The sequence below is a fragment of the Nocardia fusca NBRC 14340 genome (assembly GCF_001618425.1).
In the GTDB taxonomy this organism is placed as follows: domain Bacteria; phylum Actinomycetota; class Actinomycetes; order Mycobacteriales; family Mycobacteriaceae; genus Nocardia; species Nocardia fusca.
On the sequence record NZ_BDCU01000018.1, the window covers coordinates 525,864 to 544,408 of the forward strand.

At 68.3% G+C, this 18,545-nt stretch carries 1 protein-coding gene (only partly in view); it reads right to left on the reverse strand.

What is annotated here, in order from left to right:
* Positions 1-18,545: the 3' end of a LuxR C-terminal-related transcriptional regulator gene (locus tag NF4_RS11675; protein ID WP_063127270.1), read on the reverse strand. Its footprint extends 31,945 nt past the window's final position; 18,545 of the gene's 50,490 nt are visible here — the last part of the coding sequence; its start codon lies off the right edge, out of view; its stop codon occupies positions 1-3.

Sequence of the window (18,545 nt, forward strand, 5' to 3'; positions counted from 1 at the left end):
TCACGGGGTAGCGCGGCCCTGCCAGTGGAATCCTTCGAAGAAGTCGGTGGGATCCACGCCTTCCGGCAGGTGGCGGGCGATCTCGGCGGGAGTGGGATAGCGGCGGGTCAGTTCGTGGTCGAGATCGTCGAGAAGCCGCTCCAGGGCCGGAGGGATCGGCGCCGAATCCTGGGTCAGCGCGAGGCGGGAACGGATTTGGCCGCTCAACGCGCGCATGCTTTTGGCGAGGCGGTGCCGATCGGAGTAGTCCCAGTCGAGGTCGTGACGAATGGCGGTCGCGACCCCGCGACGGCCCCGGACCGTGACGGTGTAATCCTCCACGTCCGATACGCGGAGGTAGGACAGCAACGGCGGAACGACGTCGCGGCCGCATCCGGTGGGCCCGTGCCACGGCTCGGTCCACAGCTCGTCGAAACGCGCGGTGAAACTGCCGTTCTCGTCGAATTCGATACTCAGGTCCAGACCGCCCGCCTCCACCGGCGCCGCGCGTCGCAGAATGAAGACGCCGCGGATCCGGATCCCGGACTCGGGCGCCCCGGGGCCGGCGCGCAGGTATTCGACGCGGGTCAGTTTCAGGTCGAGATCGAGGCCGTACTGCTGTTGCAGGCCCGACAGTTCGGACAGCAGTTCGTGCTCGGCGGGGGGCTCGGCGAGCAGATCCGGAATGGTGGGAACTCCGGACAGGTCCGGACGCGGGGCGGTGCGCGCCCGCGGGGCCGCATCGCGACCGTGGTCGAGCAGGTCGGGCCGAGGCAGGCTCGGGTCGGCGGCGTACATCATGAGCTCGTACACCTGCGGGTAGCTCAGGGGCCGCGTACCGCGCGCAGGCCACAGCCCGTTGGTGTGGGCGTAGTCCCACAGCCAGCGGTAATCGGAATAGAAGCGGCGGATGAGAGTTTCGGCCGTGCGCGGATCGCGGCGGATCTTCGCCACAAAATGGCTGGAGTCGCCGTATAGGGAGTCGAGTACGGCCATCGCGCGCAGCCGGCGGAACTCACGAACACCGGAATCACCATGCTGGTCGAGGATTTCGTCCTCGACCATCGTTTCGACATGATCCAGGACCTCCGGTGGCCACGGATTCCAGAAGATCTCGACGTAATCCCACAGCTGGTGACGAACGCCCGCGAGGTTCCAATTGTCCAGCAGCACCTCACCGTCCGGCCGGACCCACAGATTGCGGAAGGTCAGGTTGCCGTGGCTCAGGCGCGCCTTCGGGGCGCCCTCGCCCGGAACCCAGATCTCGTGCGGCATCGGCCACAGCGCATCCAGGACGGTTTGCCGATCTTCGTACTTGATCCGTTGCATGCTCAGGTACAGCTTCTCGTATTCGGCCACGGACCGGGCGGCCAGGTCGTCGGGCAGCACGACGGTCTGCAGCCGCCGCAGCTGCCGGAACAGACCACGCAACGTCTGCTCCCAATCCGGATCGCCGGTGGTGGGGACGCGGCCGTCACCCATGCCGCGGAACGAGCGTTCGCCCGCGCGGGCCAGCGTCGTCGGCACCAGGACACCCGCCTCCCGGGCCAGTTCCTCCGCACGTTCTTCGTCCAGCTCGATGCGGTGGAAACGCCGGTCGTCGCTGAGCAGTTTCGGATGGGTGGGGTTGGCCGCCAAATCCTTCTCACCGGGTTTGGTAACGACGCGCCGCACCTTGACCGGGTTTCCGTCGGTGTCGACCTCGCACCAGACCAGCACGTGGTAACCAGTGGTGTCGGGGGGACGCAGCTCGGCGCGGATCAGAATCCGGGTGGCCTCGCTGAGTTGTATGCGGCGGCCGTCCAGCGGCTTGGTGAGGTCGCGGAGCAGCTCCCGGAGCAGGGTTGTGCCCCGCGGTCGGCGCGCCGGGTTGCGATGCTCGATCGGGGTCGGTGGTGTCGAGGGGTCGGCGAGGTCCTTGGCCACCCAGCGCCGGCCGAACAAGCCGACCGCGCCCGTATCGGTGTCCACTGGCACGGAGGTGGTGGATGGCGACGGCTCTCCCGGTCCGGTGGCCCGCGCGAAGCCGTGCCGCACCGCCCGGACCGCCGCCGCACCCGAGACCTCGGTCGCGAATGCATCGGCACCCATCCGGCGGGCCAGGTCCTCGGCCGGTCCGAGCAGGCGAGGGCCACCGTAGTCGTCGGCGAGGCGATCCAGGTCGGGGTTGGCGGTGTCGAGGCTCGCGGTGATCCGGCCTGCCCGGTTCAGCTCGAAACGAACTGTCGTCTCGCCGTATTCGCGGGTCCCGTCCATCAGCACGGCGAGTATCCGGATCCGGCTGCGGACGTCCCCGTCCACGTCGCCGAGCGGTTCGTACTCGGCCGTCACCGGTTCGAGGCGAGCGGGACCATCGGCACATCTCAGCGCCGCAACGGCTGCCTGCAGGGTCTGTTCGGCGTCGGTGCCGGGTCGGCCGATACCCGCCCGGAGCTGCTCTCGTATCGCCAGACGCGACAATTCGGCCGGTGCGGCCGGCACGGGTCGCGGCCGGATGGACGGCTGTTCGTGCCCGTCCGGCACGGAGTGGCGCGACCATCGCAACAGCAGATCCCGCACCTGTGACAATGACGGCCCTTGCCCATCCCGGTGTGCCGCCGCGAACACGATGCCGAGGTTGCGGTGCAGCGCTCGGGCCGCCCTGCCGAGGAAATCCGGTTCGCGAGCGACCAGCAGCGGCAACCGGAAACTGTCGCCCGCGACGGACTTCCACGCCTCCATCACGACATAGCGGTCGAAGTCGGCGGCCGCGGCGTCGCCGTAGAAGCGCCGCAGCCGCTCTCGGCACCAGTTCATGACCGTGTTCCAGTCGTCGTCCGAAGCCCACGAGTTGCGCATTGCGTAGGCCACGTAATCCCACACCGCCGGGCCCGGCTGGGACAGTTCCAGATCGAGCAGTGCCGGCTGTTCCGCTTCCCCGGGCCCCAGGAAGATGAGGTTGCCGAAGGTCGGATCGCCGTGCAACGCACCGAGCGGTACGTCGTCATCGGCGGCGGCCCGTACCTCGAACACCTCGTAGAGACCGGGCAACCCGAGTTCACCGTGCAGCCGATCGTACTCGTCGAACTCCAGGCGGATCCGCGCCACCTCGCGTGCCATCCGACGCTCCCATTCGACACGATTCGTGGGCGGTACCTGCTCGAGTTCGATATCGGCCCAGTCGGTTGCGTGCAAGGAGTGAAGCCGATCGAGCGCCCCGAACACGGACTCGGCCGTCTGCAGGAGCGGGTCCTGCGGCGTCGGGTGAGGGCCGTCGAGGAACTCGTGGATCATGTAGCGCTCCGGATAGGAGTCCTGCGCACCGCTGTGCAGCAGCTGCGGTACCCGGACCCCCGCCTTGCGGCACAGCGACACCGCGGCCTCCTCCCCGAAGACCAGCCCGATGCGCGGATCGAAGTTGGGATTGGGCGTATCGATAGACACCCGGACGACGACCGGGCGGCCGTCCGGCAGCGGGACCACCCAGACCCCGTGATGATTCCCGGCGAAGTCGGCTCGGTCGCGGACCAGCGTGGTCAGCAGGTCGATCTCGTGTTCGGTCAATGCGGGATCGTCGACGGTGAAATACCGGCGAGCCATCCGGGTCATCGGCCGGGGACGGGCACCGGATGCGGGCGGGCCGCCGTGGGCGGGCGCACCGTCGAGCACGCCCCACCACCGGCTGTTCTCCGGCCAGTCGTGCGGCAACCGATCGACATACCTCACCAGCTCGGCGAATGTGGGGCGCGCCTCGACGGGGCGGTCGAACCTGTCCAGCATCGGGTCGGCGACTGTCCCGCGGGGATCGGCGCTCAACAGTTGCGTAGTACTCTTCCGGGACTCGGCCAGATGCTCCGGATCCGCATCCAGCCGCAGACCGTGCCGCGCGGCCATCCGGAAACCCGCCGGGCCGTGGACGGGCAGGATGATCCGCCCGTCCGCACCGACGCATTCGCGCAACCGTGGGATGAAGTACTGCACGAAACGGGCACCGGCAAACGTGGTGCCGAGCTCCAGGTGGTCGAATGACAGGACAATCCCACCGTTGTCGGCAGCCCGGACATGGAATCGCAGGTCGCCCAGTTCGTCCAGGCCGCGCGCACCGTCGACGACGACCGTGGCCGACACGGTCAGGCGGCGGCCACCCGGTTCGTCGGTGTACCGCACATCGGTCGGGGCCACGACGTAACCGTGCGGGCCGTACTCCTGCTGGAGCAGACCGTTCGCGACGGCGAGTAGCGGGTCGCCGGGATGTTCGGCCATCGGCAGCGTCACTCGCGGATCGGTCGTGGAGGCCGCCGGCCGGCTCGGCTGTACCACAGGCGAATCGGGCAGCAGCGACAGTCCCCGCTCGGCACGCAGCCCGTTCGCCGCCGTCAGCATCATGGTGCGCACCACCTCCGGCTGCTCCGGTTCCCAGCCGCGAAGCCGGCACAACCGCCGATAGTCGGAGTGGAATCGCGCGATCAGGGTATCGGCCCGGCCGGGATCCTCCGCGATCTGCTCCACGAAGGTCACGGAATCGGCGTAGAGCGAGTCGAGGCACCCCATCGTCAGCAACCGCTCCAGCTCCGCCTCGCCGCGCGACCCGAACAGATCCCGGACCTCGTTCCGAATCCTGGCTTCGATGGCGTCGACCATCTCGGGCGGCCAGTTGGACCACAGCATCGTCACGTAATCCCACAGCGGATGCGTGATCGCGGCGTTGTCCCAGTCGATCATGGTGATCGTGCCGTCGTCGGCGATCCGGACATTGTCGAGGGTCATATCGTTGTGGTTGAGGCTCGGTGGCCAGGCCGCGTCATCGGTCTCCGGTGACCACGCCTGATGCGGCGCGAGCTGGAAAAGCCCGTCCAGCCAGGGTGCGCGGCCACGATGGTTTCGGCGCTGGTGATCCAGGTAGAGATGCAGATGTTCGGTCACCGGACGCACTTGCAGATGGGCGGGTAGCGGCACGGTCAGCAGCCGCCGTTTCACCTGGAACATCTTGTCCAGGACGGCATTCAAGTCCGGGTCGGTGGCCGCCGGGGTACGCCCTTCGGCGAATTCCTCCACGTAGAAATTTCGCCATCGGTACACCCGTGCCGGGACATCGGTCACCGAGCCGGCGAGCTGCACAGCATCGGGGACATCGAACGGCAGCCGGTGATACCAGCGGACATCCCCCTGCGACGCGGTGGGGTTGCGCGTCAGATCTTTATCGTCCGCGGCCGCCCGCATCACCTGATGCACGACGATCCGATTGCCGTTGTCGTCGCGGAAGAACCACGCACGTTTGTTGTTACCCTGCCGGTCGGGTGCGCGGAGCCGGGCCCGCAGGAATTGCCTGGCGGCGACCTGCCAATCCATGGTGCCGGCGCCCTCACGCTTGATCTTGGCGAACAGCTTTTCCTGTGGCGCCGGGTCCAGCGGAGCGACCCGGACCGGCGGGGCGTCGGGCTCGCTCCACACAATATTCCCGGCAGCCGCGGCCACGTCGATGCATCCGTACCATGGTGCGAGGATCTGTTCGAGTGGTACACCGAGGTCGGTCAGGCCGGCGTCGAACAGCTCCCGCAGTGTCGGGACACTACCCGACCGCACCTGACGCATTACCTCCGCGATGCTGTCGGGAAGCGACGGCTCGCGTCGCTCGAGTTCGTCCAGTCCCTCGGAAAGCGCCTCGTGGACAGCGCCCATCTCACCGGGATGATCTCTGTTCAATTCGTATCCGGCCCGAGCGGCAGCGGGCCAGTCGTTGATCAACGTCAGGAGCCGGTCCGCGCCCGCGTCCCGGACGAAATCGAGCACGAGACCATCGGCCTTCAGGGAGTGGTGGGTACCGGCGCAGTGTGCAACCATCCGGCTGGAATTGTCCAGCGCGAACGTGAAAACCACTTCATCGGACATCCGCGTCCCGTCCATGAGCACGGCGGTTACGCTGGCCATGGAGTCCTTGATCCGCACCCTGATCGGTTCCAGCCGCCGCGGCCCGTCCCAGCGCTGCAGGAACCGCAATGCCGCAGCGTCCACGTCCGTGAACTCCGGACCGGCCGGCGTACCGGCGGTGGCGAACAACTGTTGAATCCACCGGCGCGGTGCCGCCGCCGACGCGGGCGAAATCTCGGCGGGGGGCTTGACGGGCACATCCTGCGTCAACGCGCGCAGCGACCATTCCATCAAGAGAGCGCGAACCTCGTCTTCGGATATGAGGTCCAGGCCGGCGGCGCGGCGAACGAGGTTGATATTGCGGTGGAAGGCCGGCAGCGCCTCCTCGACGGTCAGGAACCCGGTGGCGATCTTGCGCGGCAGCCGATAGGCATCGCCGATGATCGACTTGCGGGCCTCGAGCAGCACGTACCGGTCGAAATCCGCCACCAGGTCGGCCGCGATATCGGCACCGTACCGGTGCAGGATGGTTCGAATCTCGGTGGCGACGGCCTCTCGTTCGGCGTCGTCGGCCCACTCGTTCACGAGGTAGTACCTGGCCCAATCCCAGGCGATCGGAGCATATTGGGCGAGTTTCGCATCGGTGAAACCCACCCGGCCGTCCGCACCGCGCCGCATCTTGCGGCGGATCGGGTTTCCGTGCGTGAACCCCATCCGGCCTTGGGCCTCGAAGACGAGGACCGGCATCCACATGACGAACAACGGCGCGCCACCGGTCAGCCGGTCCAGCCGGTGGTCGACGTCGTCGCGCTCCAGCTCGAGCATCCGGTTCTGCTGCTGCCGATCCCAGTCGAATTGCAACAGTGGGGTCGACATGCTGTGCAGCCGGTACAGCTCGCGGAAGGTGTCCTCGGTAGTGCGTTCCCAGCCCTCGTGCTGCCCGACCTCGATACCCGGAACGTACTCGTGAATCGTCACGCGCGTCCGGAAATCGGGCGCGGTCGGTGAGGATTCGGAATCGTAGAGCAGCCGCGGCCCCCGCACCCCGGCCTGGTGGAACAGGTCCGACGCCGCAGCCGCCGGCAGGGCCAACGCGTCCAGGTCGAAGCCCAGCTGCTGCGCCTCGTCGAGATACACCCGGACCGTCACCATCGTCTCGGAATCCGTGCCCGGCGCCGCAGACAGCGGGAGATGCCATACGCCGCACTGGTTTTCGGATTCGTGCGGCGAGGTGATCCGCACCTGCTCCATCACCTGTAGCACCTGGTCCCGGGTGAGCCGTCGATCCAGCCGCGGGGTGACGGGTTCGACCACACCCGGTACCCACTCGCAGCGTTCGCTCAGCCACTGCGGGGCGTTCTCGACCGGTTCGAGGCCCGCCTGTCGCAGCAGGTCCTGACCGTGCAGCACCTCGCCCGCCGGGTCGTCGGCAACCCTGATCCGCAGCACATCCGCGCCCGCCCCGCGCACGAAATGCCGCACCATGTCGAGGAACGAGCCGCGCTCGGCGCCGCCGCGGTGGGACAGATACTCCGCAACGAAATCGGCGGCCGGGCCGGGGTCGACGGACGCGATGACGGTGCCGTTTCCAGCCACGTCGAAAGACACTGTCACATCGCCGAATTCGGCCTGGCCGATCATCACCACCGCGTGCACGGCCAAATGCACCCCACCGCTGATGCGATCCACCTTACGATCGATTCGGGTCACTTCCAGCCGATGTGCTCCGTTCTGCTGCCGGAGCGTACGGGTCGCTTCGCCCTCCCCCCGGGCATTTTCCGCCACCTGGCGAATGGAGATCTCGAGCCGCGGGGGCAGCGGCTCATCGAGTTCGGGTGTGAGGTAGCGCCGCCGCATCGATGGCCAGCCCCGAGCGATCCGGTCGGCGAGGGCGTCGAGGACTGCCTGGCATTCGGATTCGGATACCGGTTCCTTGCCCGCCGCCCGCCGTACCAGCGCCACATCCGCGGTGAACGCCGACAGGAGATCGGTGTGCGGCACGGTGTGCGCCGCAGGATTCCGCGGCGCCTGCAGCGCCCGGCCGACGGCCGCGATACGCGCCTCGACCGCAAGGTAGCGATCGAAGTCGATCATCGCAGCCTCGGTGTGCCGCTGCCGGATCTGCTGCCTGCACCAGTCGTCCACCTGCGGCCGTACCTCGGGCGGCCATGGGTTGCGGACAACGAAGGCGGCGTATGCCCACACGGGCGGTCCGAGATCAAAGCGCCCCGGGCCCGACCGCGCGAGCGTGCCGTCGGGCGCCGACACCAGGTCGGCGAGGGTTACGGTGCCGCGCAGATGCACCTGTGGCTCTCCCGCGGCTGCCGGTGGTTTCGGCACGAACACATCGGACAACGCGGGCAGCCCGAGCAATCCTGTTCCCGATCCCAGCATCGATCCGGGATGCAGACCGGCGATCTTCGCCTCCGCACGGCGCAGGGCGCGGCGCAAACCGCTCTCCCACTCCGCCCGTGCCAGTGTCGCAGGTCGTTCCTCGACCGGTGCCTGCTGCGCGAACAGCTGCTCGGCGACATCGCCACGGAACGACATGTCCTCGCTCACCAGGTCGGCCACCGTCAGCGGGTTTCCCGATATCTGTTCGTGGACGACGAAATCATCGCCCTCGTACAGGATTCGAGGCCCGCGTACACCGGCGGCTGTTCGGGTGCCATCGTCTGTGCTCGGTACGACGTGCCGTAGATCGCCGACGCTCGCGAGCGGGTCGGCGTCGTCCGTAGCCGCCACTCTCCGAACGACCACCCGCTCACCCGCGTGCTCGGGACGCGGATCCGGCAGCAGCCACAGCCGGTGTTCGCGGTCGGTACCGCTCGAGTCCTCGGTGTCGGTCAGTGCCCGGAGCGTATCGGCCTGCGCATCGGTCAGCGCGGGTTCGCCGTGGCCGGCCCGGGAATGCTCGTCCGCTCTGGGCGGGCCGGTGATTTCGCCCTCGCGGGGGGTCGGTGCGTCGGGGTCTTCGGGTTCGTTCTGGTGCAGGTCTACCAGTGCCCAGGTTGCGGGGTCCTCGGCGAATTCGGCTTTGAAGACGCGCCTGATCTCGGTGAATAGGTTCCGGAATTCGTGTTCGGTCTGGACTCGGGGCACGCGCGCGTCTTGTGCGAGCAGTTCGCGGTCTGCCGCGGTGAGGTCCGGGTTGGCGTGGTGGTCGATATTGGTATCGAAGAAGATGGCGGTGTCACCGACGGCGGTCACGGCGAAGGCGTGCATGGTCTCGCCGTTGTCTACGAGAACGACGGTGGTGTGGTTGTCGTTGTCCGGATTCTTGACGCTGTCGACGATGCTCTGCAGCGGGTCCGCTTCGCCGGAGACCTCGATGAGCCGGGCGGCGATTCTCTCTTTCAGCTTTCGCCAGTCGTTGCGGCGGCCGTCACCCTCCTTGCGTGCCTGAAGGGTGATAACTTCCGCTGTGCGGTCGAGGCATTCGTCGATTCGTGACTCCGGCGCGGGCGGGCGCCCGGATGATTCCGTCCCCTGGTCGGTGGCGATCCCGGAACCGGTTGCGCCGGGCACGGCCTCCTCGCCGGAAGGGCGAGTCGTACCTTTCCGCCAGGGCGCAGGCACAGTCGACGCGCTGGGCACCGGGTCCGTTGCCGCCGAAGGCTCGATGGGTGCCGGGGCGCTCGCGGCATGTTGCCTTGCCGACCACGGTGTTATCGCGTTATCCGCGGCGGTTCCGCCCTTTTCAGCTGTGCCTTGCCCGGGATTCGGTACCGGTCGGCGTTCGGCGTTCGAATCCGCGACAGGTTCGGTTCTCGTCCTTCCGGTTCCGTTGCCCGGATCCGGCGGTGGACCGTCGGTTTCCGCGATCTCGCCCTCGACGAAGTCGATCGCCGCGAGCATCTTCTTCTGCTCGAAACCGGCCGCTTCGGGTTCACCGGGCATCGGATACACCAGGTTCGAAATACGGTTCGCGGTGCCTCGCATCGTCTGTGCGATCTGCCTGAACGGACCACCGGCCACGCGATCCGCAGCGTCCAGCAGCTGGTGTCCCGAGCTGCCGGGCAGGAGGCCGGCCATGCCCCGGAGAATGTCCTCGACCGTGCCGATCAGCAAGTTCGGCGCTTCCCGCGCGACGACGGCGGCCAGATAGCGGTCGACGATCCTCATCATGTATTCCTGGGCGGCTCTACTGCCGATATTCGACCAGATATAGGCAGCGAGATACCGTGCCCGCAGATACGTTTCGCCCTCGGGTTCGTGCTCCCGGCAACCCGGGAAATGCAGCGCCGACCACAGGTCGTTCTTCAGATGGCCGTCCCAGAATTCGTACTCTTCGGCAGTGAGTACGTTTTTCATCCTTTCGTGGTCCTGCTCCAGGAGCGGGCGGCCGGAGAAGTACTGCATCGTTCCGGCCGCGATCGCCAGCAGCTGCGGCAATTCGTCGAGCGAGGTATCGCGCGCGAATCGCGATACCGGGGTGGTCTTGTCCTTGTTCTTCCGGCTGCTCGGTTCCAGCGGGTTGCCCTTCCGCATCGTCCGCAGTTTCCAGACGCTGGTCGTCTCCCCCTTCTGCGTAATCTTCGTCTGCTGGATGAACAGCTGCCCCCAGCCCATCTTGCGAATATGCAGCAGCTGATCGGCCGACAGTCCGGCCGCGACGATCAACGCGAGCGTCGTGTAAACCGGAAAGCGCTCGACGATCCGGCCGAGTTCGAGGAAGTCCTTCTCCGTGAGTTCGATATCGCGCAGTTCATCGAATCTCCCGTCGAACAGCGCGCTCAGCCATTCCCCCCGCTTACTGACCCAATCGGCGCCGAAGGTGTCTCCGGGTTCGGGCATCGGCAGGTCGGAGATGTACCAATAGCCGGGTAGCGCGGCGAGTTCCTTTTTAGCGGCATCCACTCGCGCGAAGGTTTCCGGCCCGAGCGCGGCCAGCCCCGGCCGGAGCCCGACCCGTACCTCCTCGAACCCCCGGGCATGCTCCGGAAGTTCCGTCAGGACCCGATCCTGCGCCCCCTCCGCGACCCGCATACCCAGAACCGCGGCCACCGGAGCCGCGGGCGACCATTCGGTCTCGTCCACGCCGGATTCGTGCACGACCACCGAACCATCGGCAGCCCGCTTCACATTCACCGCGTGCCCCCATCGCGGTGCCTCCCCCTCCGCGCCCTCGTACACGACCACGACGATCATCGGCTTGCCGGTCCGGGCCACCCGATCCCTCGCCTGCTGCAACGAGGTGATGCCGGGGTCCCAGCCCGCACCGACCACCCCGGCCATATCCTTCAACAGCACCCCGCCCAGACCCGGCTCGGGCACACCCACCGGTGGTGCGACCCCCAGTGTCGCCCAGTAGTCCTCCGAGGCCCGCGCCACGCAATCCGCCCGCGGCCCGGATCCGTTCCCGGTACCCACCACCCGCCCGGGTTCGGTCTCTCGTGTCGGCAGCGCCGCCGGAGCGGAACGTGAGGTGTGTTCATCCGGCTCTGGCCCGGGCCGTTCGTCCGGTGTCGCACGAGCGGTACCGGCGGCGCGAGGCTCGGAGGTACGCCGGTGTCCGGTGACGGCGGGGACCGGGGCAGTGCCGTCCTGGCGACTGCCCGCCCTGCGCCACCACCGCTTCAGCGTATTCCGCGCGGCAGCCGTCGCACCGGCACGCCGGGATTCCGCGGATCGGTGCCCCACCGCGACGACGCTGACGTCGTCGGTTTCTCCCTCGTCCACCGCCCGCTGAACCAGCTCGGCCGCTATTGCGCGCGGCTCCCCGGCATGCCGTGCGGCGGCGTCACCCAGCACACCGGTACCGGGCATGGTCTTGATCGCTCCGTCGGTCATCGCCAGCACGACGCCGCCGCGTGGCACCGTGATCGTGCCGTCCTCGGCGACCACGGGCGCGTCGATGTCATCGGACACCAGAACCGTGCACAGATACTCCCCCGGGGTGACGTCCTCACCGGGTGCGGCCGGAATCCTGCCCTCGCGGCCGAGCGCGTATTCGATGGCGTGCCGATAGTTCTCCAGCCACGGTTCCCGGTCGAGCGCTTCGCGCTCACTCACCCCGTTCTCCCGCGCGAACATCCGGACCGACGAATGATCCCCGGTCCACCACATCGCGTGCCGGCCGTCCGCGGAGGTCCACCCGATCCGGCTGTCCCCGACCCACCCGACCGTGAACCGATCCGCCTCCATGATCACGGCCGCCGCCGTGCACTGAGGTTTATCCGGATGACCCGAGTATTCCGGCAGCCGGCCCAGCTCCTGCACCCGCTGCTGCACCTGGTGCAGCGCATCGCGCAGCACCATCTCCCGGGTCACCTTCCGCCCGAACCGCGTGCTCGACCAGCGCTCCTGCAGATACGCGCCGAGTTCGGTCGCCGCCTCCTGCGCCGCGCGATGGCCGTCCGGCGCGCCGCCCACGCCGTCGAACACGGCGGCGATCTGCACCGGTTTCCCGTTATGGGTGAACTCCACGACGACTAGGGCGTCCTCGTTGCGGTCGTGGGCCGAGCCCCGCTTGCTGACCGCCGCAGCCGACTCCGTCTCCCCGGTCAGCCGCTCGGCCCGCTCCGGTTCGTCGAGCTCGGACACCGGTATGCCGTCCTGGTCGCGCAGGCCGCGATCCGGCAGGCGCAGCACCCCCCGTTCACCAGGTGCCGTGTCATCTCCGCCCGCCGGGCGCTTTTCCGTGCCGCCCGGTTTCGGTGACGCAGGATCCCCGGCTTCCGGAGGCCGCACGTTCTGCGGCGTCCCCAGCGCATCAACCTGGCCCTTCACCGCTTCCGGCTCCCGAGGCGCATCGCCGATCGATTCCACAGTCGGGGCGGCCGCCCGCGGTTGCGCCGGTACCGGGCTCGAACCCCCGGCTCGGTTGTCTGGATGAGGTGTCCCCGCTCCCTGGGTCCAGCGTGGATGCACGGAATGTGCCCACGCGCGTTCGGGATACCGCGAAGCGGGACGTTTCGCCACCAGCGTCCCCTCTACGCGAGTGAAGCGCGCCGCATAGACCGCGTCGATATCTTCGGGCCGGTAGGTGGGCTGCCACTTGTGCGCACCGTTCTCGTCACCGTCGTAGTCACGCACCCGCGGAACCTCGGGGTCGGACTTGTCGATCGAAGTGTCGAAAACCAGGACGTTGCCGTCGACGTTCGCGACGAGCCAGCCGAATGTTCCGGTCGAGCCCTCGACCACGACGACCATCGAATCGACACCGTCTTTCCGGGCGCGGACCGTTTTTGCGGCCTCGTCGACGGGGTGGCTCTTCGCCGAATGGGCTACCAGACGCAACTCGGCTCCCAACGTCGCCTCGATCAGCCGCCAGTTGTCCTCGGCCACCCAACCGGGATCAGTGCCGTCCGGTCGGGGCCCCTCGGCGTTCCCGACGTACCAGAAGGCCCGGGACAGTTCGTATGCGCACTTCTCGACGAGCTCCGGCGGCAATCGTGGTCCGTCGGGATCGCCTTCCGCCGAGGCCTGCTTCTTCCGGGTCGCGAGTGCGAGGGCAGTCGAGAGGATCGCCGCGGTGCCGAAGATACCTGTATTCATGAGGCCTGTCGCCGTCCCCCCGAACGACTCGAGCACCGCGCCGCCCAGCGCGCCGCCGATCATCGAGCCCACAGCGCCCACGACGATGGCGGTCGACACCGCACCGCCGATGACCGCCTCCGGCACCGCATCGGCTTGGTAGGCACTGTATCTGGTGTTGTTCAGCATGACGGCCGCGCCGACCAGTGCCGAACCGGGTCCCAGGATCAACGGTTCGGCCGTGGTCGCGTATCCGGCCATCAGCGCCGCCCAGGACGCGAGGGTGACGGGGTGGGTCCATTTGACGTTCAACCGGTTCAGGAAACTTCCCGGAGCGAACGCGGCGGCGAGCACACCCGCGGAACCGGATGCCATCACCAACCCCGTGGTGGTCGCCGAATACCCTGCGTTGGTGACGATATCCGCCAGGTGCACGAGGCTGGCCGTGCCACCCATCCCCCAGGCGAACGATATCCCCGTATAACCCCGGAGATAGGGGTCTTGCCACATGGCGCGTGCGCCGTCGAGCAACCGGGGACGCTTCTCTCGCGGCGGCACCGAGGGAAGACCGGCGAGCGCCACCAGGTCCGCCCCGTACGAAGCGGAGTTGGTCAGGAACGGCAGCCCGGGTGAGAACCGGCTCAGCACGGGACCCAGGAAGCTTCCCACGGTGGACGACGCCTGGCCCTCCACATACGAGAGTTTTATCGCGCTGTTGCGCTGCTCTTTCGTCACGGCCAGCTCTCGCCCGTACACCAACCTACTGGCTCCGGCGAAGGTGTCCGCCGCCTTGATGAGGACCGCCGATCCGATCACCACCCCCAGCGCGCCCGGTAGGTCGCCGAGAACCCACAGCCCGCCGGCGCCGCCGACCGTCAGCGCGGTCCCGGCCGCGATCTGGATGACCCGCCGGCTGTCCGACCGGTCCGCCAGCACCCCGGCCGGAAACTGCGCGAGGAGGCCACCGGCGAAGATCGCCGAGGCGGTCAGGCCGGTCAATTGATTCGAACCGCCCATATCGGTGACGAGCAGTGGTATCGAGCTCGCCATGGTCGACCCGCCGATGGCCGACAGCGTCCCGCCGGTGTACAACCGGGCGATCTGCGAATTCTCCGGGCGCATCCGTCCGCGCAGTCCCTGTAGGAAGCCGGGCTTCGGGATCTCGGGCTGCTCCCCGGAGATCCATCGCCGCACCTCGGGCCCGCCGGAAGCCCTGGCCCGCCCACCCGCGCCGCCGTCGTGACCATGTCCGTGGTGGAAGGCCAGTGCTTGTTCCGGGACCCCGCGCCCCGGCCCCGGGGCCCATAGCCGCCCATCACGGTGGCGGCGGTACGGAAGGCCCAGCGCCGTTTCGATATCGGACACCGACGCGGTGTGGACCGAGAATCGAGGCCGCAGCGGCGTATTCGTTGACCCGCGTAGCGGGCGCCCCGCTGCTGCTGCCGTCTCCGCCCGTGCGGCGCCCATCGCCTCGGGAGCCGCGGGCTGTTCGCCGGAGGGCATCGGCCGTTGTCCGGCGACCGGCGAAACCCCGTCCGGCGCACCGGCCGCCGGCTGCTCGCCGCGAAGGAGCCGGCGTTCTGTCTCCGCGCGTGCCGTTTCCACCTGGTGCGAATGGAGGATCCGCTCGGCCTGTTCGGGATGCAGGCCGTGCAATACCGCTCCGCGGGCTTCGGCGAACGCTTCTCCGAAATTGGGGGTGCCGTCCGCCTTGAAACTGTATCCGGAGAGCACTGCCCGCAGCCATGCCGGCAGCCGGCCGAGATCCTCGGAGCGACCGCTTTCGACGAACAGCGCCACCAGTTGCGGAAGCACCTTTCGCCATTCCTCGGCCTGGTGCCGCGCCAGAACTTCGCTGCCCACCGGCTCGGTGCTGTCCGGCACAAGCGCCCGGGCCGAGTACCGCTGACCGACATGGGCAAGTTCATGCGCGAAATTGGCACGCCAGGCCGAACCACGCGACCGCGATCGGAAACCGTCGTCGACGGAGATCTTGTGCGATGTCTCGAGGTACTCCCTGTTGATCGCCCATCGCTCGTTCAGTGTGACGACCACACCGTCGGGTGCGGTGGTCACGAACGCATGGGACGGCGAGGAGTCCGGCGCCACCCGGAACTCCACCAGGTCGGTACCGCCTACTTCTTCGTAGTGGCGCAGTGTTTCGTCGACGAGTTCCAGTACCGTCTCGAGATCGACCTCGACCATCAGGAGATCCTGATAGCGGAGCGAACGCCCGAGTCGCGCTTCGAGCTGCCGCAGGGCCTCCAGCTTCGCGCGATGGTCGGCCCGCTCCTGATCCGTCTCCGGAGTACGCAGGGCGCGGTCCCTGCTGAAGTTCACTTCCTCGGCGAGCCGCACCAGCAGCTCGTAGAGAACGCGTACTCCCTCGGTCACCGGGATGTCCGGGTCGGGACGGAGATCGGCCAACTCCCGATACACACCGGCGAAGGATCGCGCGAGTGCGGGGTTGGGGAGGAACGCGTCACCGTCGAAGCACGACGCCGGGAACTGCCGGCGAAGCCAGGCCGTGAAATCCGCACTCTCCGGGTCGCCGTGTGTGTTGCGGAAGTGCTCTCGCAGGGCGCGCGGGGCCTGCAGCTCGGCCCGCCAGCGGCCCGCGATGACCAGCGCCTTTCCCATTCCTTCGATGGCTGCCCGGCGAACCTCTTCCTCCGAGGGGCTTCGCCGGGACGGTACCGTCACCTCCAATCGGGCCGATGGGATGGCGTATCCGTCGACGTTCGCGCCGGCGACCGAGGAAACGCGCTGCTCCTCCGGCGCTGCTTCGTCGCTGCGCCGGGTGACCGCGATCCCGGCCACCGGAATCGGGAACCGCTCCAGCAGGTCGTGCACTGTGGCGATCATGGTCCGGGCAGCCGAATCGCTCAGTGCGCCGAAACCTTCCACCCTGGTCGAATGACGCCGCTGCAAGTGGGCCGGGGTGGCGGCGGACAGACCGTCGGCGAGGTCCTGGTACGTGGCGATGGCTTCGGCCAGCTCACCGAGCGCTCGATCCCCGGACTGCTCCGCCAGCCGTACCAGGGCCGGCCGCCGATCCAGTGCGGAACCGAATACGACGCGGCCACTCGGACCACCCAGTACATCGGCCAGATCGTCGGCGAAATCCTCGTGGATCGGTCTCGCTTTGAACTGCCGCACCGCTGGATCGGAAATCGTTTCCAGCATCTGCAGGTCCGCCAGGAAACGACCGAGCAGGCGGGGCAGCACGCGCGGCGCCCGGCCGGCGGCCACCCGATTCCATCCGGCCTCGTCGAGGCGGTCGAGCTCCCGGCGTATCGCTTCCAGGGCGACGCGCAGATGTTCCCGGTCCACACCCGCCGGCCCGAGGCCCAGGAGGGCCGCCAACCGCGCCCCGGCCCGGTCGAGTTCCTGCTGGGAGCCGGCGCGCTGCCCCCACGGCTGCGTGCGGACACCGCGTTCCAGTGCACCGAGCCGGCCGGCCGGGCCGCGCTGCCACTGCACCTCGATATCGAATTCCTCGTGCGCCACACCCGCGGCGTCGAACCCGGCCACATGGACGTCCGCGGAACCGGCCCAGCCGGAAACGACCCAGTCGTAGATCGCCTGCCCCCGCAGCAGTCCGCCCGCCGCGTTGTCGAAGACGACCAATTCCCCGGCCTGGACCTCGGCCTCTCCCCGCAGCGCCACCGGCAACGCGTTCAACACCGCCGCGAATTCCGCCGTCACGGCGGCCACGGCGAAGCAGTGGCCGAGACCTGCGCCCGCCGAGTCCACTCCACCCACCAGCACGCCACCGGCTCGGTGCACCTGCGCGACCATGGCGGCGAGACCCTCGGCACCGGCGCCGATCGGTCGCTCGGCCCAGCCGGTGCGCAACCCCCCGACGAGGTCGAGCTTGTGCATACCGGCCAGCGCGATCAACTCATCGTCCACCGCTGCGGGTTCCATGGCCGCCGCCGCGTCGCCACCGACGGCATCCCGGACGAACCATTGCACCAGCGGACCACAGTTGAAGGGGCCGCTGAACTCGGTGTGGGCGTCGATATCCGCCCAGGCCGCAGTCGCCCGATCGCCGATCCACCCGTGCGCATCCCCGGCGACCGAATCTGCGTATTCCTGTTGCGGCGCAGTAGGTTCAGCAGTCGGTGAGCCGGGGTACGCGGCGCGCCCGGAATCCGCCGCGGGAATGTACTCGGCGGCGCCTTCCATAGCTCCGGACACGACTGCACCGGCGGAAGAAGTGGCCCCGGACTCTTCGTCGAAGTACAAGGCGAGATTGCCGGCGCCGCCCGCGACGGTGACATCGAGGGCGCGCGCGCCACGCGCACCGGAGAGCTCCGCGGTGAAGGTGGCGTCGGCTCCGATCAGCCGGGCACCACCGGGCCGGTTCATTCCGGCGAACCGTTCGACGACCTGGGTGAATACTGTGTCGATCTGCTGTTCGGGCCACCCGGTCAACAGCCGGGGAACCAGGGTCTGGGCGAACAGGACGCGGTCCGGCCGGTCACGTTGCAGGGCCAGGTGGACCGTCGTCGTGCCCGGCGCCATCCGGATATCGAGCAGTTTGCTGCCGTCGGCGTCGCGAACCTGGATCAGCTGCTCCGCTCCCCGCGGTTCGACCGGCCAGAGGCGCGCACCCGGGCGTTTCAGCGCTGCACCGAGCAGCTCGGTCAGGGCGGCCCGGGTGTCATCGTCGAGTCCCGGCGCCTGGGAAAGCGCTGCATCGATCCGGCTCGCGGAATCGACCGGCTGCCCGGCGTCCGGGTGGGCGCGGGCATCGAGTTTCTGCGCCCGCGTGCACAGGTCGGCCAGCGACTCGAGGGCCCGGACGATCGGATCCACCGCCAGGACCCGTGCACACATCTCGGCCGTGCGATCGGCGAAGAGGAACCTTCGCGGATCGTCCGGCGACAAGGGTGCACGCTGCTGTTGTTGTGCCTGCCCCAGCAGGTTGTGCACCTGATCCGCGGTCAGCCGCGCTCGTTCGATGTCCAGGAACCGCGCCAGCTCGTCCCAGGCTTCGTTCTGCTCGCGAGACAATTCTTTCAGCAGCGGCGATCCCGCCGTCAGGCGCGCGGGATCGAGCGCTCGTTCGAAGGCGAGCATCTCACAAATGGCCCCCTGGTAGGAGGCTCGCTCATAGGCGTCGACCGCGGCCGCGATCATATCGATCCGCCCGTCCCACTTGTGGTACTCCTCGATACGGGAGATCTGAGCGCGGCTACGCGGATCAGTGGCCCGGTAGAGCAGTTCCAGCG